Source organism: Runella sp. (assembly GCF_965279615.1).
Lineage (GTDB): Bacteria > Bacteroidota > Bacteroidia > Cytophagales > Spirosomataceae > Runella.
Map to the genome: position 1 here is coordinate 3,532,840 of NZ_OZ257252.1, position 24,435 is coordinate 3,557,274.

At 44.8% G+C, this 24,435-nt stretch carries 20 protein-coding genes; 11 read left to right on the plus strand and 9 right to left on the minus strand.

Annotated features, from left to right (window positions below):
- Positions 1-77: 77 nt before the first annotated feature.
- Both ACQY73_RS14905 and ACQY73_RS14910 read right to left on the minus strand, forming a co-directional pair.
- Complete coding sequence (locus ACQY73_RS14905; RefSeq protein ID WP_428667424.1) at positions 78-1,178, minus strand: FecR family protein; 1,101 nt, start codon at positions 1,176-1,178, stop codon at positions 78-80.
- A gap of 43 nt (positions 1,179-1,221) precedes the next feature.
- Positions 1,222-1,815: an RNA polymerase sigma factor gene (locus tag ACQY73_RS14910; RefSeq protein WP_428667426.1), complete on the minus strand. Its 594-nt coding sequence runs from the start codon at positions 1,813-1,815 to the stop codon at positions 1,222-1,224.
- 559 nt (positions 1,816-2,374) lie between these two features.
- Here ACQY73_RS14910 and ACQY73_RS14915 point away from each other — a divergent pair.
- The 3 genes from ACQY73_RS14915 to ACQY73_RS14925 all read left to right on the plus strand — a co-directional run bounded on the left by ACQY73_RS14915 (position 2,375) and on the right by ACQY73_RS14925 (position 8,122).
- Positions 2,375-3,736 carry a TolC family protein gene (locus ACQY73_RS14915; protein ID WP_428667428.1) on the plus strand — a complete coding sequence of 454 codons (1,362 nt, stop codon included), beginning with the start codon at positions 2,375-2,377 and terminating at the stop codon, positions 3,734-3,736.
- Positions 3,737-3,756: 20 nt separating this feature from the next.
- On the plus strand, positions 3,757-4,869 hold the full coding sequence (locus tag ACQY73_RS14920; RefSeq protein ID WP_428667430.1) for an efflux RND transporter periplasmic adaptor subunit: 1,113 nt from the start codon (positions 3,757-3,759) through the stop codon (positions 4,867-4,869).
- A gap of 73 nt (positions 4,870-4,942) precedes the next feature.
- Entirely contained in the window at positions 4,943-8,122 is a 3,180-nt protein-coding gene (locus ACQY73_RS14925; protein WP_428667432.1) for an efflux RND transporter permease subunit, read from the plus strand.
- A gap of 45 nt (positions 8,123-8,167) precedes the next feature.
- Here the strand turns inward: ACQY73_RS14925 and ACQY73_RS14930 are convergent, their stop codons facing one another.
- Positions 8,168-8,599: a putative toxin-antitoxin system toxin component, PIN family gene (locus ACQY73_RS14930; RefSeq protein WP_428667434.1), complete on the minus strand. Its 432-nt coding sequence runs from the start codon at positions 8,597-8,599 to the stop codon at positions 8,168-8,170.
- Positions 8,577-8,777 carry a hypothetical protein gene (locus ACQY73_RS14935; RefSeq protein ID WP_428667436.1) on the minus strand — a complete coding sequence of 67 codons (201 nt, stop codon included), beginning with the start codon at positions 8,775-8,777 and terminating at the stop codon, positions 8,577-8,579. The genes ACQY73_RS14930 and ACQY73_RS14935 overlap by 23 nt, the downstream gene beginning before the upstream one ends.
- A gap of 406 nt (positions 8,778-9,183) precedes the next feature.
- On the opposite strand from ACQY73_RS14935, the gene ACQY73_RS14940 reads away from it, so the two are divergent.
- Positions 9,184-10,221 (plus strand): PorP/SprF family type IX secretion system membrane protein, encoded by a 1,038-nt coding sequence (locus ACQY73_RS14940; protein WP_428667438.1) that lies wholly within the window; start codon positions 9,184-9,186, stop codon positions 10,219-10,221.
- A gap of 110 nt (positions 10,222-10,331) precedes the next feature.
- Here ACQY73_RS14940 and ACQY73_RS14945 read toward each other — a convergent pair whose 3' ends face one another.
- Positions 10,332-10,958 carry an ABC transporter ATP-binding protein gene (locus ACQY73_RS14945; RefSeq protein ID WP_428667440.1) on the minus strand — a complete coding sequence of 209 codons (627 nt, stop codon included), beginning with the start codon at positions 10,956-10,958 and terminating at the stop codon, positions 10,332-10,334.
- Between the two features lie 96 nt (positions 10,959-11,054).
- On the minus strand, positions 11,055-12,224 hold the full coding sequence (locus ACQY73_RS14950; protein ID WP_428667442.1) for a hypothetical protein: 1,170 nt from the start codon (positions 12,222-12,224) through the stop codon (positions 11,055-11,057).
- Between the two features lie 123 nt (positions 12,225-12,347).
- Here ACQY73_RS14950 and ACQY73_RS14955 point away from each other — a divergent pair, with 123 nt between their 5' ends.
- The 4 genes from ACQY73_RS14955 (at position 12,348) to ACQY73_RS14970 (ending at position 17,937) form a co-directional block, all read left to right on the plus strand.
- Complete coding sequence (locus tag ACQY73_RS14955; RefSeq protein ID WP_428667444.1) at positions 12,348-12,935, plus strand: thymidine kinase; 588 nt, start codon at positions 12,348-12,350, stop codon at positions 12,933-12,935.
- Positions 12,936-12,974: 39 nt separating this feature from the next.
- A complete protein-coding gene (locus tag ACQY73_RS14960; RefSeq protein ID WP_428667446.1) occupies positions 12,975-14,216 on the plus strand; it encodes a carboxypeptidase-like regulatory domain-containing protein in 1,242 nt (413 codons plus the stop codon).
- Between the two features lie 114 nt (positions 14,217-14,330).
- The gene (locus ACQY73_RS14965) at positions 14,331-16,304 is read left to right on the plus strand and encodes a S9 family peptidase (protein WP_428667448.1); all 1,974 of its coding nucleotides are present in this window, start codon (positions 14,331-14,333) and stop codon (positions 16,302-16,304) included.
- Positions 16,305-16,404: 100 nt separating this feature from the next.
- The gene (locus ACQY73_RS14970; RefSeq protein WP_428667450.1) at positions 16,405-17,937 is read left to right on the plus strand and encodes a M20/M25/M40 family metallo-hydrolase; all 1,533 of its coding nucleotides are present in this window, start codon (positions 16,405-16,407) and stop codon (positions 17,935-17,937) included.
- A gap of 76 nt (positions 17,938-18,013) precedes the next feature.
- Here the strand turns inward: ACQY73_RS14970 and ACQY73_RS14975 are convergent, their stop codons facing one another.
- The 3 genes from ACQY73_RS14975 to ACQY73_RS14985 all read right to left on the minus strand — a co-directional run bounded on the left by ACQY73_RS14975 (position 18,014) and on the right by ACQY73_RS14985 (position 21,191).
- Complete coding sequence (locus ACQY73_RS14975; RefSeq protein ID WP_428667452.1) at positions 18,014-18,529, minus strand: GtrA family protein; 516 nt, start codon at positions 18,527-18,529, stop codon at positions 18,014-18,016.
- A 242-nt stretch (positions 18,530-18,771) separates the two neighbouring features.
- On the minus strand, positions 18,772-20,826 hold the full coding sequence (locus tag ACQY73_RS14980) for a M56 family metallopeptidase (RefSeq protein ID WP_428667454.1): 2,055 nt from the start codon (positions 20,824-20,826) through the stop codon (positions 18,772-18,774).
- Positions 20,823-21,191, minus strand: a complete 369-nt coding sequence (locus tag ACQY73_RS14985; RefSeq protein ID WP_428667456.1) for a BlaI/MecI/CopY family transcriptional regulator — start codon at positions 21,189-21,191, stop codon at positions 20,823-20,825. Before ACQY73_RS14985 ends, ACQY73_RS14980 begins: the two co-directional genes overlap by 4 nt.
- A gap of 233 nt (positions 21,192-21,424) precedes the next feature.
- On the opposite strand from ACQY73_RS14985, the gene ACQY73_RS14990 reads away from it, so the two are divergent.
- From ACQY73_RS14990 to ACQY73_RS15000, 3 genes are all read left to right on the plus strand, one after another.
- Positions 21,425-22,678, plus strand: coding sequence for a glutamate-5-semialdehyde dehydrogenase (locus tag ACQY73_RS14990; RefSeq protein ID WP_428667458.1), 1,254 nt, complete (start codon positions 21,425-21,427; stop codon positions 22,676-22,678).
- A gap of 39 nt (positions 22,679-22,717) precedes the next feature.
- On the plus strand, positions 22,718-23,989 hold the full coding sequence (locus ACQY73_RS14995) for a M14 family zinc carboxypeptidase (RefSeq protein ID WP_428667460.1): 1,272 nt from the start codon (positions 22,718-22,720) through the stop codon (positions 23,987-23,989).
- Between the two features lie 83 nt (positions 23,990-24,072).
- On the plus strand, positions 24,073-24,432 hold the full coding sequence (locus tag ACQY73_RS15000; protein ID WP_428667462.1) for a DoxX family protein: 360 nt from the start codon (positions 24,073-24,075) through the stop codon (positions 24,430-24,432).
- Positions 24,433-24,435 lie beyond the last annotated feature (3 nt).

Sequence of the window (24,435 nt, forward strand, 5' to 3'; positions counted from 1 at the left end):
TTAAGACAGCGTACACACACGTTACGAAAAGAACTAAATCCAAATCGGCGGTGCTGGTACCACTGCCGATTTTTCTTTTATTGACACCCTTGGGCGTCAATAATAATTTGTCCGTCTACAATCTCGTAGGTTGCCCCCGTGATCTTGCAGAGCAGGTTAAGTTTATCATAGAGTGATTCGTTAGAAAGAGTTGCGGTTATTTTGCAATTTTTAAGTACCTCACCGTCAAACTGAAAGTGAATTCCGTAGGCCTGTTCCAGTTGCTTAACCACCTGAGGCAAGGGGGTTTCGTCGTATTCAAAATGATTAAGTATAACTTCCGGGCGCAGCAAAATGGGCTGAACGACCAATGTTTTGCTCAATTGCCTTTCTTTTTCTTCAAACACCGCCGCTTGGTTGGCCGTCAGGATCACGCCTTTGGTCACAGGCCCTGACGTGCCGGTTTGTTTATGATTAGCATAAACGGATACTTTACCCGAACGCACCTGTACCATTACACGCCGATCTGTTTCGTAGGCTCTTACCGTAAAACTGGTCCCGAGCACTTTGGTGGTTACTTCACCTGTCCGGACCAAAAAAGGCTGCGTTTTTTTCACAACCTCAAAGGAAGCCTCACCCGTCAAAAATACCTCTCTGATATCTCCCGTAAATTTGGGAGCATATTTTAACCGACTGTGAGGGCTAAGTCTAACCTCTGAACCATCATCCAAGGTTAACTTCAACGGTCGATCGGTATGGTTTACGGTTTCGGCCAATGATCTGTTTATTTCGTTTTTTGTCTCAACGGCGAGTTGTTTTTTGGTGGAACCGGTCATCCACCAAGCTCCTGCCGCAATAACTAACAGTATGACTGTCGCCGCAATCTGATAGGCCGAGCGTTGCCACCAACGGCGATGTATTTCAATGGTCGTTGGTTCATGTATTTTTTCCGGCGCGCTGTTTACTTTTTCTAAAAATTGATTGACCTCGTTACGAATTTCTTTCTCTGAAAGTTGTTCAGGCACAACGTTCATCGCCCGAATCAATAATTCAGCTTGCCGAATGTCTGCCCTTTTTTCAGGATGTTGTTGTAAAAAATGCATCCAAAAACCTTCATCACGTCCATTGCCCTGCACCCAATCGCGGAATGCATCGTCTTTTACAAAATCCAGTGTGGAATATTCTTCGTATTTTTTCATTCGTTTAAGTTAAGAGCTTTCTTTTAAGACACCTGAGTATCAATTATCTACCCCATAGTATCAAAAACAAAACGTTGAGTCCTACCTGCCAATGTTTCCGTAAACTCGTTAACGCCTTTTGGAGTAAATTGTACAGCGATTGGCGTCCGATCTGCATGGTTTCGGCAATTTGATCATAACTCAGATTTTGATAAAATCGCAGGTAAATAAGCTCTTGCTGACGTTGAGGCAATTGTTGAAGGCTTTTCTCCAATTGCTTGAGTCGGTACACCTCGAATTCATCTTCGATCATACGCATATCTGCGGAAAAGACCACATCAAACGCATAGTCGTCAGTGAGTTCGTAGAATTGATTGTGCTTTTTAGAAAGCTCTCTCAGCAGCTTGGTTTTGAGCGCTTTGAGTAGATAAGCCCGCACATTTTCTACCTCACTGATCGTAGCATGAATTTGCCAAAGACTGAGAAACAACTCCTGAATGCAGTCCTTGACCAATTCCCGTTCCGGATAAAGTCGCATTCCCCAATGAAAAAGATCCGTATAATGCACCTGCATCAGTTGAGCCAGGGCATAGCTGTCGCCGGCACGGTAATCCTGCCACAGTTGCTGGGTATCTTCGTTTTTGGGTCGAGGTTTCATTCGTAAAAGGTCAGCCTTCAATGACAGGAGACAAGGTTATACTAAACCTAACCTCTGAATTATGATTTTTTTTATAAATTTTAGAATAAAGTTGTTTTATAAACTCCCTTTTCTTTGATAAACAGGCCATTGCCTGCAAAATATTGTCGTTGGTTTATCTTTCCGGCGTCCGGAAAATGCCCAAAAAGAGCGGCGTCCAATGGAATCTTTACCAATCCTTCTGTGAACCCTTTTAAAAATTTATTGTTTTACTAACTGGAGTCACCTATTCACATCATCCGTTTTCTTAACATCTTTCCGGCTTTTTTGATGCTTCCGAAATGTAAATACACGCTCGGTACAAAATTTGGCCGTTAAGAATTAAAGCTTATAAGAACCATGCCTGTATTCGCCGGCGCAGCTATACTCTTTGATTGGACAGCAGCGATCAGTCTTCTTTATTTTACTAAAACAGCGACATTATTGGCCTTCTTCGTGTCCAATGATTCCTGATTTTTATGCGTATTTAAGCTATAATTCATTTCCATTCTCTCTGTCATATTATAAATTTTTACCCTGAATGAACTATTGGTCAAAATCAGATAAAAAGATCTTTTTCGCTCTGATTGCCGTTGCATTTCTCTTTCAATCGCCTTATTCACTCTTGGCACAATCGCCTCCAAGCTCAACTTTGGGAAATGGAACGTTGGAAAAGGCTACATTGGACGAAGTTGTAAAGTATGCCATCAGAAACCAACCGGCAATCCAACAATCCGTAATTGATGAACGCATCACTGAAAATAACATCAAGAGTCGCCTCGCCGATTGGTATCCACAGATCAACTTCAATTATAACCTGCAACACAATTTTATTGTTCAAACCAGCATCATCGGCGGCAATCCCGTAAAGTTGGGGGTCAGCAATATATCTGCGGGACAATTCACGGTGTCGCAGGCACTTTTTAATCGCGATGTACTTTTGGCAAGGCGTACTCAAAACGATGTTCGATTACAGTCAAGCCAACTTACCACATCCAACAAAACCGATTTGGCCGTCGACGTCTCCAAAGCTTTTTATGATGTATTGACCACAGTGCAGCAAATTGATGTATCCAATGAAGACATTGCCCGTTTGGAACGAAGCCTGAAAGATGCTCAAAATCAGTACAAAGCAGGAGTAACGGATAAGATCGACTACAAACGTGCGCTGATTTCGCTCAATAATACCAAAGCCGCCAAGAAAAGCAATGAAGAGGTATTGAAAGGAAAAGTGGAATATTTGAAATCATTGATGGGCTATCCAAAAGAGCAATCATTGGAAATTCAGTACGATAGCCTCCAAATGGAGCGCGAAATCTTTTTAGATACTTTACAAAACGCCGACTATACTTCGCGCATTGAGTATCAATTGTTAAGCACGCAAAAACGATTGTTGGAATATAATTTTCAATACACCAAATGGAGTTATTTGCCAACGGTCGCGGCCAACGGTGCTTACAACTTAAATTTCCAGAACAATCAGTTTTTTGATCTGTACACCAAGAATTTTCCAAACTCCTTTTTAGCGATCACGCTTTCACTGCCTATTTACCAAGGCGGAAAACGAAAAATAAACATCAATACCGCCGAATGGCAATTGAAACGAATTGATCTGGATATCAAGCGTCTGCAACTGAACGTCAACGCGGAATATGTGCGGGCGTTGGGCAACTACAAAGGAAGTTTGACCAATCTGCTCACCCAAAAGGAAAACATAGAATTGGCTCGTGAAGTATATGATGTTCTTCAATTGCAATATCGCTCGGGCATTAAAACGTACCTGGAAGTCATTACCTCAGAGACCGATCTGCGCTTGGCGCGCATTAATTATTACAACGCGCTCTACCAAGTTCTTGCCAATAAAATTGACGTACAAAAAGCCCTCGGCCAACTTAATTTTTAACAACTGAATCTACGAATAACATGTATTCGAATCTCATACACTATTTTACCGTCGCATTATCCATCGTATTGTTGACCTCATGCGATAAAAAAGAGGAACAAAAATCAGCCGCCCAGCAAGCGCCTCCTGCCGTGCCCGTTACGTTAGAGGAAGTTACTACGACCGATGCCGTTTACTACGATGAATACCCTGCATCCATTACTCCTTTAAATCAGGTAGAACTGCGCCCACAGGTATCGGGTTTTATCACAGGCGTTCATTTTCAGGACGGCGCACGGGTAAAAAAAGGACAACTTCTATATTCCATTGATGCTCAGTTGTATTCAGCCAATTATGAGCAGGCGGTAGCCAATCTCAAAGTACAGGAAGCCAACGTCAACAAAGCACAAAAAGACGCCGACCGTTACCATGAATTGGATAAAAACGACGCTGTAGCCAAACAATTGGTTGATAATGCCGATGCTGCACTGGAAGTAGCTAAAAAGCAGGCGGAAGCTGCCAAAGCCAACATTTCGGCTGTTTCAACGAGTGTGCGTTATACCAAAGTGTTTGCTCCTTTTGACGGAATCATTGGTATATCACTGGTAAAAGCAGGAGCCGCCGTTTCGGCCGGACAAACGGTGTTGAATACAGTTTCAACGGATGGACAACTTGCTGTGGATTTTGGCGTGGACCAAAAAGAAATCTATCGGTTTACGACTCTGCTAAAAAATAACAGATCCAAAGATTCAACCTTCACGTTGGCCTTTGGCAGAGATATTTATCCGTATCCCGGCAAAATTCAATTGATCGACCGCGCGGTAGATCCACAAACCGGAACCATTAAAACACGATTGATTTTCCCCAACCGCGACAATTTATTACGCGCCGGCATGACCGGAACCGTGAGAGTTCTTAACCGAGCTTCCACCAAATCCATCGTGATTCCGTACAAAGCCGTAACCGAGCAATTAGGTGAATTCTTCGTTTATGTCGCAGGGGACAGCAGCAAAGTAAGCCAACGGCGCATTGTACCGGGCCAATCGCTCGGCACCACAATCATTGTCAAAGAAGGCTTGAAAGAAGGTGAAAAAATTGCCGTTGAAGGTGTGCAGAATTTGCGTGAAGGCTCCGTCGTAAAAACGGATAAATAGTGCCGGAAGTACGGATCGAAAAGTATCGTAAAATGTCAGCGATAAACCGCTGAAAAATCCAAAATCCTCTAAAATGATTGCAGATATTTTTATAAAAAGGCCCATTACTGCCATTGTCTCGTCGATTGTGATCGTATTGGTGGGGCTGATCTCCTTGTCTACTTTGCCCATTGCCCAATACCCTGATGTGACTCCTCCAACGGTATCCATTTCCGGAAACTTCATCGGAGCCGATGCGCAAACGGTAGAGCAAACGACCACCACGGCTATGGAAACCCAAGTCAATGGAGTACCCGGAATGAGTTATATGTCCAGCACCAGTACGAGTAGCGGACAAAGCGGTATCAACGTGGTATTTGAGGTAGGAACCGACGTAAACATCGCGGCATTGGACGTGCAAAACCGTGTCAGTGTGGCGGAACCTTCGTTGCCTGATGCAGTCAAGCGATTGGGAATTACGGTGCGGAAACGCCAACCCAGCATCATGGTGGTACTGGCTCTATATTCACCTAATGGCACGCACGATGCACAATTCATTGGAAACTATGCCAATATTTACCTAAAAGACGCCTTACAACGCGTAAAAGGAGTGGGTGATATCGTCTCACGCGCTGACGACTTCGGAATGCGTATCTGGCTGAATCCTGATAAACTTGCTTCTCTCCGCATGACTCCTGCCGATATTTCGGCGGCGCTTTCGGAACAAAACCTCCAAATCGCAGCAGGAACCGTGGGCGGAAATCCACAGCCCAATACGCAGACATTTGAATACAGCGTATTGACCAACAGCCGCTTAAACACCAAGGAACAGTTTGAAGACATCGTAGTACGCACAGCACCCGATGAAGGAAGCGTAGTGTATTTGCGCGATGTGGCGCGGGTCGAACTGGGAAAATTTGATTACGGGGTCAATGCGTTTGTCAATGGGAAGCCCGCCGCTTTTGTGTTGATCTATCAGGCACCGGGCGCGAATGCTCTCGAAACGTACGATGGTGTAATCAGAACGTTGGAATCCATGAAGAAAACATTCCCTAAGGACATTGACTACGTAATGCCAACCGAAACGGCTACCGTGGTACGTGTTTCTATCAATGAGGTAATGCACACCTTTGCCGAAGCCATGATTTTGGTTATTATCGTGGTATTTTTATTTCTGCAAAACTGGCGAGCTACGCTGATTCCTATTCTGGCTATTCCGGTATCTCTTATTGGTACATTTATCTTTTTTATCCCGTTTGGTTTTACCATCAACACGCTTACCTTGTTTGCGTTCGTACTGGCCATCGGTATCGTAGTGGATGATGCTATTGTGGTGGTGGAAGCGGTGCAGCATAATATTGACCACGAGAAGCTTTCGCCCAAAGACGCTACGGCAAAGGCAATGAAAGAAATCTCAGGCCCGGTGATTGCCATTGCGCTGATCTTGGCGGCGGTGTTTGTGCCCGTTAGCTTCGTTCCGGGCATTGTAGGGCGTCTATACCAACAGTTTGCCATTACGATTGCCGTTTCGGTGCTTTTGTCGGCCTTCGTGGCGCTTTCGCTGACACCGGCATTGTGTTCTACCATGCTTCGCCCTTCTAAAGGTGCCAACGACAAGAAAAATTTCATGGAAAAATTCTTCGATCGTTTCAATAAATGGTTCGACAGAATTTCCCGCTCGTACACCAACGGCGTAGCCAAATGGATCAAAGGAACGCCATATGTCATGGTGATGATGGTTTGTCTGTTCGTTGGGCTGTTTTTCTTATTCAAAAATAAACCAACGGGTTTTGTTCCTGTCGAAGATGAGGGGCGCCTTTTTGTAACCTACGAGATGCAGGAAGCTACCTCCACTACGCGCAACATTGCGATGATCAAGGAAGTTATGAAACGCGTAGAATCCATTCCCGAAGTGCGGGTCGTGGGTGGTTTGGCGGGATTGAACGTGCTTAGTTTTTCCAATAAATCCAACGTTGGTACGCTGTTTATCAACCTGCATCCGTGGGACAAACGAAAAGGCGCTGAGCATCACGTTCAGAGCGTTATCAAAGAGATTCAGAAGCGTACCGCTGATATCAAAGAAGCCCGTATTCTGGCAATCGCTCCGCCGGCTATTCCCGGTTTAGGTGCTACGTCAGGGTTTACGTTTCAATTACAGCAAACCACCAGTACCGATAATATCCAACAGTTTGAAGGCGTATCCCGTAACTTTCTGGCGGCCCTTACCAAGCGCCCCGAGATCGGAACAGCATTTACGTTTTTTAACACCCGCACACCAAGTTACAAAATTGATGTAGACCGCGAAAAAACCAAAAAGCTGGGCGTTTCGGTATCGGAGGTATTCAGTTCATTATCAGCCATGCTGGGAAGCAGTTACGTCAATGACTTCAACCTTTACGGGCGAAATTTCCGCGTCGTGGTGCAGGCTGACAGCAGTTTCCGTACTTCGTTGGATAAGATTGAAAAATTCTACGTACGCAACCGAGAAGGAAACATGATTCCGTTGAGCTCTTTGATCACGACAAAAGTCATTGAGAATCCTGCTCTTATATCTCACTATAACATTTACCGTTCGGTTGAGATCAACGGAACACCCAAACCGGGATTCAGTAGCGGTCAGGCAATTATCGCCCTTCGCGAAGTGGCGGCAGCCACATTGCCCGCCGGTTATGGCTACGAGTTTTCGGGCATGAGCAGCGAGGAAATAAAAGCAGGTGATAGTACCACTACCATTTTTGCCATTTCGATTGTGTTCGTATTCCTGTTCTTAGCCGCCCTATACGAAAGTTGGTCGATTCCTTTCTCGGTACTTTTTGCCGTTCCCATTGGTGCTTTCGGTTCTATTCTGACACTCACGTTTTTACCCAATTTATCAAATAACATTTATGCCCAGATCGGTTTAATTACGTTGATCGGCTTGGCGGCAAAAAACGCCATTTTGATCGTAGAATTCGCCAAAGAACGCGTAGATGGCGGCATGGAGTTGGTCAAAGCTACGTTGGAAGCCGTGCAGTTACGCCTTCGCCCTATCATCATGACTTCTCTGGCGTTTATTCTGGGTGTATTGCCACTGGCATTTGCCAGCGGTGCCGCTGCCGAATCACGTAAAACCATCGGCTGGACGGTATTCGGAGGAATGTTGGCCGCTACTTCGTTGGCCATCTTTGTCGTTCCCGTTCTTTTTGTGTTGATCGAAAAGATCAGCATGGGTAAGAAGAAACGTTTGGAAAACGAACAAAAAACGGGCGCTGCTGCACCCGCAGCTGTTGAATAGTTTTTTTAGAAAATAGCAGAAAGGCCTACGGACTGTAGGCCTTTTTTAGAACAATCCAAGAAACCTAACAAACTGTCCCATAGTAACTATGGCTGTATTTTTATATGTTTCCAAGCTTAACAAATCGGCGTCGCCGGTCACTAAAAAATCAGCATTACAACTTTCACAAATTCCAAGCAAATAATCATCTTTCGCATCTCTTACCAAAGTAGGCTTTGTTGTAATAGGCACTTCTTTCATAAAAAGCAGAGCTAACGTGATAAATCTGACAATCTGATTGGGTGCTATAATTTTCGAAAACTTTTTTCGGGTAATTACACCCTCAAATTCTTGAAGTAATTCAGTTGAATAGTAAATCTGTAAATGAGTATGTTTTAAAATTTTATGGTAAAGTGTTCGTCGGGAATTTTTATTGATGCAAGCTGAAATATACCAATTTGCGTCAATTACCACATTAATTTTTCTTCTTTTGGGCATTTCTGAAGGCATTTATTTCTTTTTGAATCTCGGATGCTGAAAGTTCAACATCCGGCAGTTCAGCATCTAATTCATCAAAAAGTGCATCTGCCATCTGTAGTTGAATTTTTTTGGCTATAGCAAGTCTGTCCTTTGCGGGAAAGGCATTGAATGTCCTTATAAATTCTGTTTGAGTCATAGCGAAAGATTAGTAATATTCTTAATTATACTATCAAATGTAACAATTTATCACTCTTGTATCAAAGCTTATATTGGATTAATAATGCCCAAAAGTTCTCGCAACTTACGTTTCTGCTTCGTTTTACTGCCATTTATTTTTATAAAAAGCTTCTTTTTGCCTATTAGCTGTATAAAACCTAAAGCAGAATTTTAAAACTTGAACAATGAGGTCAGTAATCGGTATTAAATTCTTAAAACTCAAACTTTCATTAAAAGGTAAGTACTCATAAACACCTCCAAAAGCGGCATTCAATCTTTTCAGTCGGCTTTTTTAAAACCTAAATAACATTTCCTTGAAAAAACCGTTAAATTCTCGGAGATTTAATGATTAATTTGGCAAAATGTTTGCGGTAGCGTTTGGTATCATGACGAGAAGACTATTATTAACCCTGCTATTTGGTATATCTTTTTGGGTCGCGCAGGCGCAGGACCCTCAGTTTTCGCAGTTCTATGCGAATCCCCTGTACCTCAACCCTGCTTTTGCAGGGGGAGCTTTGGCGCCGCGCGTCATGATGAACTACCGTAACCAATGGCCGGGCTTAGCCGCCAATTACGTTACTACGTCATTTGCCGTTGATCATTATTTTTCGAACGTGAATAGTGGCGTTGGGCTTATGTTTGTCAATGATACCCAAGGAACCGGAAGTTTGAGAACATCCGAAATCTCTGCGCAATACGCCTACCAACTCAAATTTAACGAAACAACGGCCCTACGCATGGGCTTGCAGGGAACGTACGCCAACCGCCGCGCTGACCTGCGCGATCTGACCTTTGGTGATCAATATACCAACCGTGGTTTTACCGGCAATCCTACTGCCGACCCGCTGGCTGCCAACGGTACACCATCTGTCGGATACATGAGTTTTGCTACGGGATTATTGCTTTATTCTGATCGCTATTGGATCGGTGTTTCGGCGCACCACCTCAACCGCCCTGAACAGGGATTTTTTCAGGTTGCCGACGGTACTCGCCTGCCCATCAAAGGAAGCATTCATGCAGGGTTAGTCATTCCGTTTGGAGGGTATACCGGTTTGGCTGATGAGTGGAACCGTGAAATGACGATTTCGCCTGCCATTAATTATAAATTCCAAGGAAAATACGACCAATTGGACTTAGGCGTCTACCTTACCTATTCTCCCATCGTATTAGGCCTTTGGTACCGTGGCTTACCCATCAAGAAATACGTAGACAACATCACCAATCGCGAGTCATTGATTGCTTTAATTGGTTACCGTCAGGACAAATTTTCGTTTGGTTACAGCTACGATATTACCATTTCGTCGTTGGGTTTACCAAGTGGTGGTTCACACGAGATCTCAATGGCTTACACTTTTGATTTTGAGCCTTCTCCCCGCCACCGCCGCTCAAAGAAAGACAAACAACTTTCGTGTCCTAAGTTTTAGGGTAATGGTTTGTTAATTTATACCCCATAGCCCCTCGGCAGCGGACCGTGACCGACCCTGTGAGGGAGGGGAACAAGACTCCCTTTCCCCACTTAGGGAAAGGGGTTATTCTACAACTTCACCTGCTTTGCAAATGCGTCTTTGAGGCGTTGATCGTGGGTTACTACTACAAGGCTGGCACCGATCTGCTCGGATTGATTCTTCAGAAGTTCAATTACTTTATCGCAATTAATATCATCAAGGCTTGACGTAGGTTCGTCGGCTAAAATCACGGCGGGGTTATTCATCAATGCCCGCGCAATGCTGACGCGTTGCTGCTCTCCCTGACTCAATTGATTTGTTTTTTTGGAAAGATGATCGGCAAATCCCAATTGCTCGGCCAACTGTTTTGCCCGCGTTTTGTCTTGTGGCTTTTGGGCTAAATAACTCGAAAGAAGTACATTATCAAGCACATTCAGCGAACTCACAAAATGCGGACGCTGATAAATAATACCGATCTGACTTGCCCGTACTGCTGCTGCTTCGGCTACGGAAAGCGGCGTAATATCCTGATCATTGATGAGTACCTGACCGCCTTCGGGACGCAATAACAACGCCATCAAATGCAACAATGTCGTTTTTCCTTTGCCCGATTGACCCAAGATCAGGAGCGCTTCACGATCATTACAAACGATGTCAGGAAATGAAAAACGCTTTTGGGGAGAGTACGAAAACGTAAGGTTGTGGCAAGCGATCATTGGGTGGGGTTATAAAAAAGAGTTTCTGCGTTTCGATTTCAATACAAAGAAACTTAGAAACGCAGAAACTCCCAACTACAAATGAAGAAAGAGCTGTTATTGCCCAAAACGACGTTTTACAATTTCCAACAATTCACCAACGGTATCGCCGGTCATGTCCCATAAATGCTGAGAGGCAAATTTGTACGTGATCAGGCCACGTGCCGTTTGAAAATCAGGTGCCTGTTCCAATTCTGTGATGGCACTTTCATAAGCACTGTTGCTGCCGCCGAAAAGTTGATGAATAAACATAAACTTCTGGTGCAGCGGAATATTTTGCGAAATACTCGCAATAGGTTGTTTCTGGTAATTACTCGAAATAGAAGCCTGTTCAGTCCGAAAACGCTCATTCAATGATTCCTTTGCAGCATTTCCATTACCACCTACGGTTTCATGAAGGGTTGGCGGCATAACAGGCGAAGTGACAGGAGGCGTATAAACAGGTATCGGTGCTACATATACTTCAGCAGGGCGTGACGGCTCCGGTTCCGGCTCGGGAAGTTTGACCGGAGCAGCTACCGGTTCTACCACCAATGTATCAAAAAACGACTGGTTAGCTTCAGGCTCCGCAGATGTAATGATCGGTTCAGGACGATTTGTTTTTTTCAAAAGTGATGACGCATCCAAGGGTACTTTCTCCGAAAACACCGTTGCCCATTGTTCGATGGAATCTGCTTCAGCGGCGCGTTGCGTAATAGCCTGTTCTGACCACTCAATGGCTTGGTTCACGTACACAAAAGCACGGTCAGACATAGCCTCTGCGATGGACTGCGGCACAAATTTATTAAACCGAATGTATTTACGCAGTTGTTGAACGGTATCTGCCGTAACGGTAAAATTAGGTTGATTGCGGAAAATTTCGTTAAAATAACTGTTTGGATCGATCAACAGCACCAACGTATCTTTGGTTGCTTCCACCAAAACGGGTTCAAGTTGTTCTCTTTTTACCGAAATCTTGCGCGAGACCACATTCATGAATTGCTTGAGCGCTTCTTTTACCTCACTGCTTTCAAAATCGAAAAACGGGCTTTTAAACGCTTCCGCATCCGCTTTCCACTTATCATATAAACTACTGATAACAAACAAATTCACCTGTGGAATAGTCGTTAGGTTCAGGATATGCTGACCTGACGCGGTGGAATTGTGCGCAAAAAAATCGTCGCAAACTTTTTGGGCGAATTGCTGACTATAGTCATTAAGGGCCGAAACATTAAACTTGTGAAGCATCCTAAAAATCGTTTGTTTTGTAAAAGTACTTTTTCAAAGCCGATTGGCTGTTAGCCATTATTCTAAAATTTTGGTAAAATTAAACAAATAACGGGTCATCTGTAACGGCTATTATTTATCGTAATGTTCATCGAACCCAATCACAATACTAAACATTTACAGCCTCGCATTGGGTGGGTGGAGGTTGTCTGTGGCTCTATGTTCTCCGGAAAAACCGAAGAACTTATTCGACGTCTCAATCGGGCAAAGATCGCACGACAAAAAGTGGAAATCTTTAAACCTGCCATTGATAAACGTTACCACGACGTGGACATTGTTTCTCATAACGAAAATTCGATTCGTTCAACCCCCGTTAATACCTCCGAAGAGATTTTGCTCTTTGCAGGTGATTGCGACGTAGTGGGTATCGACGAAGCGCAATTTTTAGACAGCAATCTGGTAGACGTATGCAACAAGCTTGCCAATAGCGGTAAACGCGTTATTGTGGCGGGCTTAGACATGGATTTTGCGGGAAAACCTTTCGGTCCGATGCCCTTCATACTGTCTATTGCCGAGTATGTTACGAAAGTCCACGCAGTGTGTGTTGTCTGTGGAGAAGTAGCACAATATTCATACCGAAAAGTGACTTCTCAAGATAAAATTCTTTTGGGCGAAACGGATTCCTACGAAGCGCGTTGCCGGAGATGCTATAACTTGGCTGAATTGGCGTGATTATTGTTCATTCCTTCTTCAATAAAATTTGCTCAACCGATGCGCCTTTCCTGTTATACGCTTCTTGCTGTTACGTTTTTTCTTTCGTTAATCTCAACGTCCGGTCATTCTCAAGGCTACCTGTTGCTTTCGGGAAAGGTTATTGATAAATCAACCCAAACGCCCATTGCCCACGCCTATGTGGGCATGATGAGCAAGAGTACCGGCACATTGACCAACGAAGACGGGCAATTTTTTTACCGTTTCCCACGCATTGCCGCTGATTCGGCCGTGGTGGTAGCAGTGATCGGTTATAAACCTTTTCAGCAAAAAGCGTCCGCCTTTCAACTGAATCAAAAAGATGTGGTTATTGAGTTGGAGCCCGCCGTGCCGCGCATCGTAGACAGTTCATTCATCAAGACCTTTGAAGCACGTAATCTGATTTCGGACGCGTTGGGCAAGATCAAAAAAAATAATCCGCAAATGCCCTATGTACTCAACGGCTTTTACCGTGAATCGCTCCAACAAAACGGTGAATACGTAGACATTCGGGAAGCGGTACTGCAAACTGAAAAAGATCCCCGCCCCAAAATTCTCGTTCCTGAAAAAGTAAAAGCGTTAAGAGGTCGTCATTTTCTGAGCGATAGTCGCTCGAAAGTAATGGAAGGGTATTCCTTTCCCAACGGTGCCACCATTGTGACACATTCAATCGACGTAGGCATTCCGGAATATTTGGACGGCAAAAATCTTTATGACTATGCGTATCAGTTGGATGATACCATTGCGTATTATTTAGACAAACAGGTGTATCGGGTGTTTTTTCGTCCCGTCAATGCCGGAATCAAAGCCGCCCGTACCGGCATCATCAGCATTTGTGCCGCCGACTCTGCCATTATCCGAATTGAGTATGATTTTACCGCCGAGGGCGTCAAAGATGTGCTTAAAACGGGTGCTTCCGACAAGGTATTTGGGAAGACTAAACGGGATGCCAAACGTGTATATACCTGCATCAATTACAAGCCTTTTATGGGAAAATGGTACTTACAGGACTATCGAATGCTGTTGGATACGCAGTTTGAACAAAATAAAGTCCAAACACTTGGAAGCATAAAACTGCAATTTGTGGCAACCGAAATTCAGAAAAGCAACGGAATGCGTATTCCCGAAACGGACGTTTTAATTGATACTGAAAACTTCTCACCTCAAGTTATTCCCAAATACGACGAAGTTGTTTGGGGAAATTTCAATTTTGTAATTCCTTCCGAAGCCATGCGGCAGATCGTGAATACGCTAACGAAGTAAAAATGAATTTTTTCAAAGTAACACACATTTAGAAAAAATTGAACATTGACGTAGAAGGTTGTATTGTTCACCTCCTTAAATTCTTTATTTTTAGGGGTAACTAACCTTCATCCAATGAAACTATACCTTTTTCTACTGTCTGCCTTTTTTTGTGTGGCAGCTTTCGCGCAAACGCCCACTATTCAGCAATCCATTTCGATGAAAAGTGTGGGCAATCCAAAAATTTCACCGGATGGTCGTTGGGTTGCGTATACTGTGACCGAAACCAATTGGGATGAAAATTCCTACGAAACCGAAATTTGGTTGGCCAACACCGCTACCGGTGAGAAATACCAATTGACCAACTCCAAAAAATCAAACAACAGCCCCGTATGGGCACCCGACAGTAAGACGCTGGCCTTTCTTTCTACCCGCGACGACAAAAGTCAAATCTACGTGATCAGCCCACAAGGCGGTGAAGCCAAAGCATTGACCAAGTTTGAAACGGGCGTTTCCAATTTTGATTTTTCGCCCGATGGGAAATCCATTGTTTTTGCCGCCACCGCACCCGACACAAAGGCGTTTAAGGAACGGGTCGAAAAATACAGCGATTACGAAGTGGTTCAGGAAGATTATAAAATGACCCATCTGTACACATTCCCCGTTTCGGACACGGCCTCTAAATTACCCACGCCTAAAGCGTTGACAAAAGGAACTGATTTTTCAGTAGGCAGCTTTTCCTTTTCACCTGATGGAAAAAAGATCGCGTTTGATGCCACCAAAAATCCCGATCTGATCAATGGACATACGTCTGATATCTATGTACTTACCTTGGCTGATACAACAACCCGTAAGATCGTTTCGCTAAAAGGTCCGGACAGCAATCCTGTTTGGTCGCCCGATGGCAAGCAGATCGCTTTTGGAACTGCTAACGAAGATGAATTCTTTTTTTACTCCAACCGCCTCATTGCAAGTGTCTCGGCTGACGGAGGAACACCAACCGTCTTAAGTCAAAATTTTGACGAAAATGCCAATTTACTGTACTGGTCACCGGAAGGAATTTGGTTCAGTGGGTTGCAAAAAACTTCGTCGCATTTATTTTTACTGTCACCAACTACAAAGAAATTTACCAGAATTACGAAAACTGACAACTTGATCGCCAATCAATTTTCGTTCACGAAAGATTTCAAACAAATTGCCTTTGTTCTGGCGTCACCCAATCAAATGGGAGAAATTGCCATTACCCCCTACCCTGCATTTACGCCCAAAATCCTGACGCAAATGGGCGACCAGTTAAAGCCCTACAAAACGGCAAGCCGTGAAGTGATCAGTTGGAAATCGCGCGACGGAGCAACCATCGAAGGAGTATTGATCAAACCTGCCAATTATGATCCTTCCAAAAAATACCCGTTGTTGGTTGTCATTCACGGCGGCCCGACAGGCATTGATATGCCTTCTGTTACGGCAGATCGCTACTATCCCATTGAGCTTTTTGCGGCCAAAGGCGCACTTATTTTACGTCCCAATTACCGTGGATCGGCAGGTTACGGCAAAGCGTTCAGGGCATTGAACGTACGAAATCTGGGCGTTGGCGATTATGACGATGTGATCTCCGGTGTCGATTTCTTGATCGCCAATGACATAGTCGATAAAAACAAAGTAGGTGCAATGGGTTGGAGTCAGGGCGGTTATATTTCGGCGTTCATTACCACCTTCAGCGACCGTTTCAAAGCTACATCGGTAGGGGCGGGTATTTCCAACTGGGCCACCTATTACCAAAACACCGATATTACGCCTTTTACACGTCAATACCTTAAAGGAACACCGTGGAATGACCCCGATATTTATAGAAAGACCTCGCCCATTTCGTACATCAAAACTGCCAAAACTCCTACCTTGATTCAACACGGCGAACTTGACAGACGCGTGCCTATTGCCAATGCCTATGAATTACGGTTGGCGTTGGAAGACAATAATGTACCCGTTAAAATGGTCGTATACAAAGGCTTCGGGCACGGAATCACCAAGCCCAAGCAAATGCGGCAGGTAATGGAAGAAAATCTGCAATGGTTTGGCAAATGGGTATTTGGTGAAGGAATTACTCATTAGGCCATTAGACTTTCCAAGTTTTGAAACGGGGACGCCCAGTCGGGGACGCCCAGTCTTGGAAAGTCTCTTCCGAAAGCCAGCATGTAACCAACCTAAATTTATGAAAAAAGCCTTTTATTTATTTCTTATCACCTTGACGGCTTTAAGCACTCATGCCCAACCGAAGCCTGATTTAGAAGCCACTGTTCAAAAGCACGTTAAAAATTACTACGGTGATTTGTACGATTTTATGGTTTTGCCAAGCAATGCGCACATCAAAGAGCAGGTTCAGCCCAATTTGGATTGGTTGAAAAAAACCTTTGAGAAGCAGGGCTTCACCACCGAAGCGTTGCCAACGGGCGGGCATCCCGTTTTTTTTGCCGAAAAGAAATCGGCAGCGCCAACAACAGGCCCACTGAAAACGCTCTTGTTTTATATGCACTTTGACGGGCAACCCGTTGAACCCGAAAAATGGCAACAGGAATCTCCTTATAAACCCGTCTTGAAAAAACGCGCTGCCAATGGGCAATGGGAAGCCATTGAATGGAGTAATCTGCAAACAGGTTACGACCCCGAATGGCGCATTTTTGCGCGCGCCGTTTCCGACGACAAAGGCCCTATTTTGATGCTGTTGGCGGCGTTGGACATGATGCAAAAAGAAAACATCAAATCGCCTTACCATATTAAAGTGATTCTGGACAGTGAAGAAGAGATCGGCGCGCCGCACTTGGCCGAAACCGTGAAGAAATACAAAGACAAACTGGCGGCTGATTTTTTGATGGTGATGGACGGCGGACGACACCTTTCCAATGAACCAACGCTTACATATGGATGCCGTGGCATTGCAACCATTACGCTGAGTACATACGGACCTAAAACGCCACAACACAGCGGGCATTACGGCAACTACGCCCCCAATCCTGCGCTTCGGATGGCGCAATTATTGGCTTCCATGAAAGATGAAGACGGGCGCGTAACCATTCCGGGATATTATGACGGTATTAAAATCGACGACAACGCCCGTAAAATTCTGGCGGCAGTGCCTGATAATCCCGAAACCATCAAACAAAAACTGGTTTTTGCCGAACCTGATAAAGTGGGTGCCAACTATCAGGAAGCTTTGCAGTATCCATCGCTCAACGTTCGGGGATTGGTTTGTGGCAATATTGGCGAAAAAGCCAATACCATTGTTCCGGATGAAGCCATCGCTGAAATTGACCTGCGCCTTGTTCCTGAAACAGACCCCGACCGACTTGTTGCGTTGATAAAAAAACACATTGAAGTCAAAGGATACTTAGTCCTGAATCGAAAACCGACCGATGAGGAACGCCTCAAATATCCCAAAATAGTAACGCTGCTTGAGCGAGAAGCCAGAATGCTTCCTTTTCGTACCGATTTTGGCATTTACCCGGACCGTTGGCTAACAGCCGCCATGATGCGAACTTTTGGCAAAGAACCCATCAAAATTCGTATGACCGGTGGCTCCGTGCCGATCGTGCCGTTTTTACGGGAATTGAATTTACCCGCTATTCACGTACCGATGGTCAACATGGACAATAACCAACACGCTGCCAACGAAAACCTGCGATTGGGGAATTATGTAGAAGGAATAAAAACCTGGATAGCAATTCTTACGCAGGAACAAGTGAAATAAATGAAACCATATAAGTCATATAAGTTTTTGTTTATCAGTCTTATATGACTTATATGGTTCAAAAAGAAGCAAGTAACTAATCTTTGCCCAAATGCACAATCGCCTTGGCGCGGTCGTAGAAACCGGTGCTTTTGAAAGTAAAGGTTTTGTGTAATATATAATTGCTGACAAAACTTAAACCCATACCCGCCAATGTAGAAGAAGCTTCTGTTACGTTGATCTCTCGGTATTTTTCAGGAATAAATGAGAAAGGCAGTTGATAAATAAAATCGTTGGGATCGGAGGAATGTAAAATAGCCAGCGTTAATGCTGCCACACCCACGGTGATTCCGAAAGAGATAGCCGCTACAATGCCAAATTTCACCATTTCCCGGCGTGTTTGGTTGGTATTACGGGCATCAAAAGCGAACAATTTGGTTAGCACAAAACCCACCACAAATGAAACAATATACCCCAATGATACCGAGGTATAAAAATTTACATAGTTACGAAAAAAACTCCCTGCTATAAACTGTACCGTTGCACCCGTACCCGCAATCAAGAAGTAAATGATGAGGTCTTTGAAATTGAAAAGCGTTGATTTGTTCTTCACCGGTATAAAATAATGGCCACAATCACCAAATAATGGCATGGAGCGGTTGATATGAAGCAACAAAATAAGTGCATTTCAGCTACCGTCGCAAAAATCGCCTTCCTTTTTTATCTGCCTTTTATCTATCGGTCACCGGGTAATATGCCTTTCTTGTAAGTAAACCGACAAAAAGAAAAACAGTTTTCAGCTTTGTTGCTTAAAAGCAGGCAAAACCGAAAACTGTTTTCAACTACGAATAAATTCTATTTTTTCTTGGCCGGCACAGGAGCAACCGGCGAGATCGATAGTTTTACGGGACGGGGAGTACGAGCAGGTGCAACTTCTCTCACTCTTACCGGCGCCCGCGCAGCTTTGGGGGTTTGGAGACGGAGTCGCGGTGCATATTCAATGGGGGGAGGTGGCATCAGATGCTCCATAGCTTCTGTTTCTACTTCTATCCTTTGCGATAACTCTTCGTTGACCTGTTCCAACTTTTCTATTTGCACTTCCAGGTCCGCCAGCGGTTGGCGAACCGTTTTCATTTGTTGGCGCAGTTCACCGATTTGCTTATTAAGCAGTTGCATTTGTTCTTCTCGTTGTTTGATCTGGCCTTCAAGCTGCTCAAGGTCCTTTTCAATTTCAGCTTCCGACTTCTTTATTTTCTGTCCATCTCGGTACATGATCCGGCTCCGCTTTTCCAATACTTCACCACGCTCTTCGGAAGCTTTCTCCTTTTTCCACTCCAATACTTCCATTTTGCGTTCCAACTCATTGATCTTAAACTCGTGTTGCTCCATTTCCAGGCGAATGACCTCCATCTTTTGGTGCTGTGGTTCCATCAGCCGATTCAGACTGTCCATCTTACGGTGGTGGTATTGTATTTTGCGTTCGTCAATCGTATCCGGAAACGCCGCTGCGAGCGCATCTACAATGGGTTGAGCATCGGCTAATGCCTGTTCAGAGATAGCATTCAGTTTGTCATCGGAAATAACAAGATTTTCAAAATCAATGTGTGAAAGCCCGTTGGCCAACGCCGTCATTCCATCATGAAGTCCTGTCTCTACTTCTGTAAGACGAAGCAAAATTGCTTTTTGCTCCACATTTTTGATATTGCTGAGCGTTATTTCTCCTTCATCCAATTTCTCTTTCAGCACCTGCAATTCAATCACTTCCTTCCGTGACAATTGGCGTTTGTTCCAGACAACTTTCGTAAGTTTTCCATTGTCGTCCAACACAATTTTTGTGTCTTTTGACGTATGGCTGATGTTTCTGGCTTTTTGCTGGCGCGGCTTATCCTGCTTTGGTTGAAACGCATAGACCGATACCCCAAATACCAACAATACGAGCAAGACCAACGCATTCGGGCTCATCCTGCGCTGTGGTTTTTCGGTCACGCCCAACACCCGACGAACGCGTTGCAGCATTACTCCTTTTTTGGAAGCAAATGCCATGGCCAACGCCGGCGACTGGCGAAAGGTCTCGACTTCGGCCAAAGCTCTGGCAAAGGCCAACTTGTCGCCGCAAACCTGAATGGCTATGTCGTCGCAGCAATGTTCGCGCTCAATTCGAACCCGTGATGACACCCACCACAACGCAGGATGGAAAAAATACACCACTTCGATCAACGATTGCAGCAGATTTATCAAATAATCGTAACGCTTTACGTGGGCCAATTCATGCGCTAATATTGCTTCTATCTGCTTCGTACTCAACCCTGTAGCCAATCCTACCGGCAACAAAACCACCGGTCTGATAAAACCGATCACCACAGGCGTACTAACCCGCACCGACTCAAACAGATGCACGGTCGCCTTGATGTTGAGCGTAGCGGCGATCCGGCGAAACATTTCCTGAATTCTTGATTCTGTCAATCGAATTCCTTCGGCTTTCAGTTGTTGCACATACACCCAACTACCCGCCAAACGCAACAATAACACCGAAGCGCCAATGACCCAAAACAATACAATGGTTTCTAAATGGCTTTGTAAAAACCACAATGTTTGTTTGTACCAAGGCAAGGTGATCATGACCTGCGAGCCCTTTGTGATCAAAGGCTGAGTAAAGTGTGAGACATGGGGCAAAGCCGCCTGCAAAACGCGAGGTTGATAATACAGCGCAAAGGTTGCGATAGAAGCTCCCACCTGAAGCAACAATGCACTGATGCCTGCCCAATAACGCCCATAACTTGCCCGACGGCGCAATAAAAATAAAACTCCCGCCGCCACCAGCGCGACGACAAAGCCTTGCCAAACGGCGTGCAAAAGCATCCACCCAAAGGCTTTAATGATTGGTTCTGAGGATAATGAGAAAAGTTTCATGGCTGTTTTTCGATTTGGTCTAAGAGTTTACGAATTTCATCGAGTTCGGCGGGAGTGGCTTTGTGATTGCCTAAGGCGTGCATGACGAGCTTACTTGCAGAGCCGCGAAACGCCGTATCAACGAAACGTTCCAACAAGGTTGACTGCGTTTCTTCTTCGCTGACATTGGCTTCATACACGTGTGAACGTGCTTCTTCCAAACGCGTCAAAAGGCCTTTTTCGTGCATAATTTGCATGATCTTGAGCGTAGTGGTGTACCCCACATCTTTGTTTTCGGCGAGGCGCTCATTCACCTGCCGTACCGTGCAGGGCCCTTGCTGCCAAAGCACCTGCAAAATTTCGAGTTCAGAATCGGTTGGTTTCATGGATTGTTATTATTACCTGTTGTCATGCCGGAAGGCATCTATTTCATCTACGAATAATTTCGTAGCAAACATATACGAAGAGTTTCGTAATACCAAATTTTTTGTACGAAATATTTCGTAGATAAAACTTACCACCTCTTGAAGACTTGGCAAGTTTGGGTTTTGCGGCTTTTTTACCCAATTTTGTACATCTATAAAAACGGAATGTGATTATAGATTTTACGAATAAGAAAATGACCACTACGATTCTTCCCCAACTCCAGGCAACGCAACAGGCGGCGGCTCAGGTTCGCCGACTGAGCAGTGAGCAAAAAACGACATTGCTCAATCGCCTGGCCGATCTGCTTCTTGAAAACCAAGACCATATCATGGCTGAAAACCAAAAAGATATGGACCGCATGCCTGACGGAGATCCCAAAAAAGACCGCTTATTTTTGAACGAAAAACGCATTCAGGGTTTGGCCGACAGCCTGCGCGACGTAGCACAACTGCCCGACCCATCGGGACAGGTTGTATTGGAGCGGGAAATTGAACAGGGATTAAAATTAAAGAAAATAGCCGTTCCGCTCGGCGTAGTCGGTGCCATTTTTGAATCAAGGCCCAATGTTACCGTCGATGTGGCGGCGCTTTGCCTGCGTTCGGGCAATGCGTGCGTACTCAAAGGCGGCAAGGAAGCCGATTTTTCAAATCGCTGTTTAGTGGGGCTTATTCACCAGGCATTGAAGGAAAGCGGCGTAGATACCAATGCCGTACTATTGCTCCCAACCGACCGCCAATTTGTAACCGAGCTGCTTACGGCAACACGCTACGTGGACATAATCATCCCGCGCGGATCAGAGTCTTTGATTCAGTTTGTGCGTAAAAATTCGCTCATTCCAACCATCGAAACGGGCGCGGGTGTTTGCCATGGTTATGTAGAAACCACGGCCGATCTCGAAAAAGCCCGCGATATTGTGGTCAACGCCCGAGTCTCGCGTCCTTCGGTCTGTAATTCAATGGATTGTGTGATCGTAGACAAAGCCATTGCCGCTGACTTTTTGCCGATGCTCAAAGATGATTTCATCAAATGGAACGTGGAAGTTTTTGCCGATGATGAATCCTATCCTATTTTTGAAGAAATCAGGTATCCAATGCTCCAACACGCTCAACCGCAGGATTTTGGACGGGAGTTTTTGGATTACAAAATGGCTGTAAAAATTGTTGACGGCCTTGGCGAAGCCTTATCACATATCCAACATTATTCATCCCGTCATTCCGAAGCCATTGTTTCCGAAAATCAGGAAGCCATTGATCGCTTCCTGAATGAAGTAGATGCGGCCGCCGTATATGCCAATGCCTCCACACGCTTTACCGACGGAGGTGTGTTTGGACTTGGTGCGGAAATTGGCATCTCTACCCAAAAACTGCACGCCCGGGGACCGTTTGCCCTAGAAAAGTTGGTAACGGAAAAATGGGTAGTTGTGGGTGATGGACAAGTTCGTTGGTAATTTGCGTAACTTCTTGATACCCTTAACCAACCTAATCATATGAAACACCTTTTCGCGGTGGTTTTTCTTTTTTGTATGTCTGAAACCATTCTTGCCCAAAACAACTTAGCGCAACGCCTCTTCGATGCGCACGATACGTTCAAAGAGAAAAGTGTTGTCGAGCGGCGCGCTTTTAAGCACCGTCATTTGCTTCCTCTTATCGACAAGGCCAAATCCAACGCCCATTTCACCGTTACGGAAGCCGGGAAATCGTTTGAAGGTCGGTCGATCTTTCAGGTAAAATACGGCAAAGGCGCGCCTCCCGTGTTGCTATGGTCACAAATGCACGGCGACGAGGCCACGGCAACGATGGCGATGTTGGACATTTTCAACTTTCTGAGTGCAAGCGGCGACGGTTTTGATGATCTGCGCAAAAAATTGCAGGAAAAAAGTACGCTCTACTTTATTCCTATGCTCAATCCGGACGGTGTTGAACGTTGGCAGCGACGTACAGCGCAGGAAATTGATATGAACCGCGATGCGTTGCGCCTGCAATGCCCTGAGTCAAAATTGCTCAAAAGCCTTCAGCAGACCCTCAAACCCGCCGTCGGTTTTAATCTTCACGACCAAAGTCCGCGTTACAGCGTAGGTGAGTCGAAAGAAGTGGCAGCTATTTCATTTTTGGCAACGGCTTACAACGAAGAACGTACCATTAATTCCATCCGCGAACGTGCCATGCAGTTGATCGTGGGCATGAATCGCGAATTACAAAAGTTTGTCCCGAATCAGGTAGCACGTTATTCCGATGAATTTGAGCCGCGTGCCTTTGGCGATAACATTGCTAAATGGGGTACAAGCCTCGTGTTGATCGAATCGGGCGGCTATAAGAATGACCCCGAAAAACAGTATTTGCGCAAAATGAATTTCATTGCTATTTTGACCGCTTTAGAAGCCATTGCAGATGGGACATACGCCCGCGAAAATCGCAATGATTACGAGAAAATTCCGCAAAACGGCCGTAACCATTACGACCTTATCATACGTAATGCCAAAACAGAACTCAACGGACAGACCTATACCGTTGATATTGCGATCAATCGCAATGAAGTGAATAATGCAGATGCCACGGCGTTCAGCTATCGCAGCAGTGTAGAAGACTTTGGAGATCTGTCAGTTTTCTATGGCATTGATGAAGTAGACGCCCAAGGTGCTATGCTCGTTGATGCCAAAGGCAAACCGGTCGTTTTGAGATTGGGCGACCGAGGCAATTTTGAACTTCGTTCCGATAAAAAAAGCTGGAAAGTAGAAAGCGGCTTTTTGAAGAGTTTATAAAAATAAAGTGCCGGTTATGTGCGGTGGGTTGCTTACGATCCACCGCATTTTATTTTCTCCTAAAACCCTTTGAACTCAGAAAAATGAAGATCACAAAACTCATCTTAACGTATCTGTTCGGCGCTTTCATGGTTTTTGCCGGAATAAATCACTTTCTGAAACCGGAGATGTATGCGCCTTTTATTCCTGCTTTTTTGCCTAACGACGCTATCAATTATTTGGCAGGAATAGCTGAAATTATCGTTGGAGTCGGCGTATTTATTCCCAAGTACCGTTCGCAGGCAACCCTTGGGATACTCATCATGATGCTGTTATTCTTGCCATTACACATCATTGACGTATTCAAAGACGATCCGGCCATTGGCAGCCACAGGGTTGCATTGATACGTTTACCAATACAATTTGTGCTGATCTTTTGGGCTTGGTTTATTCATAAGAAATAGACC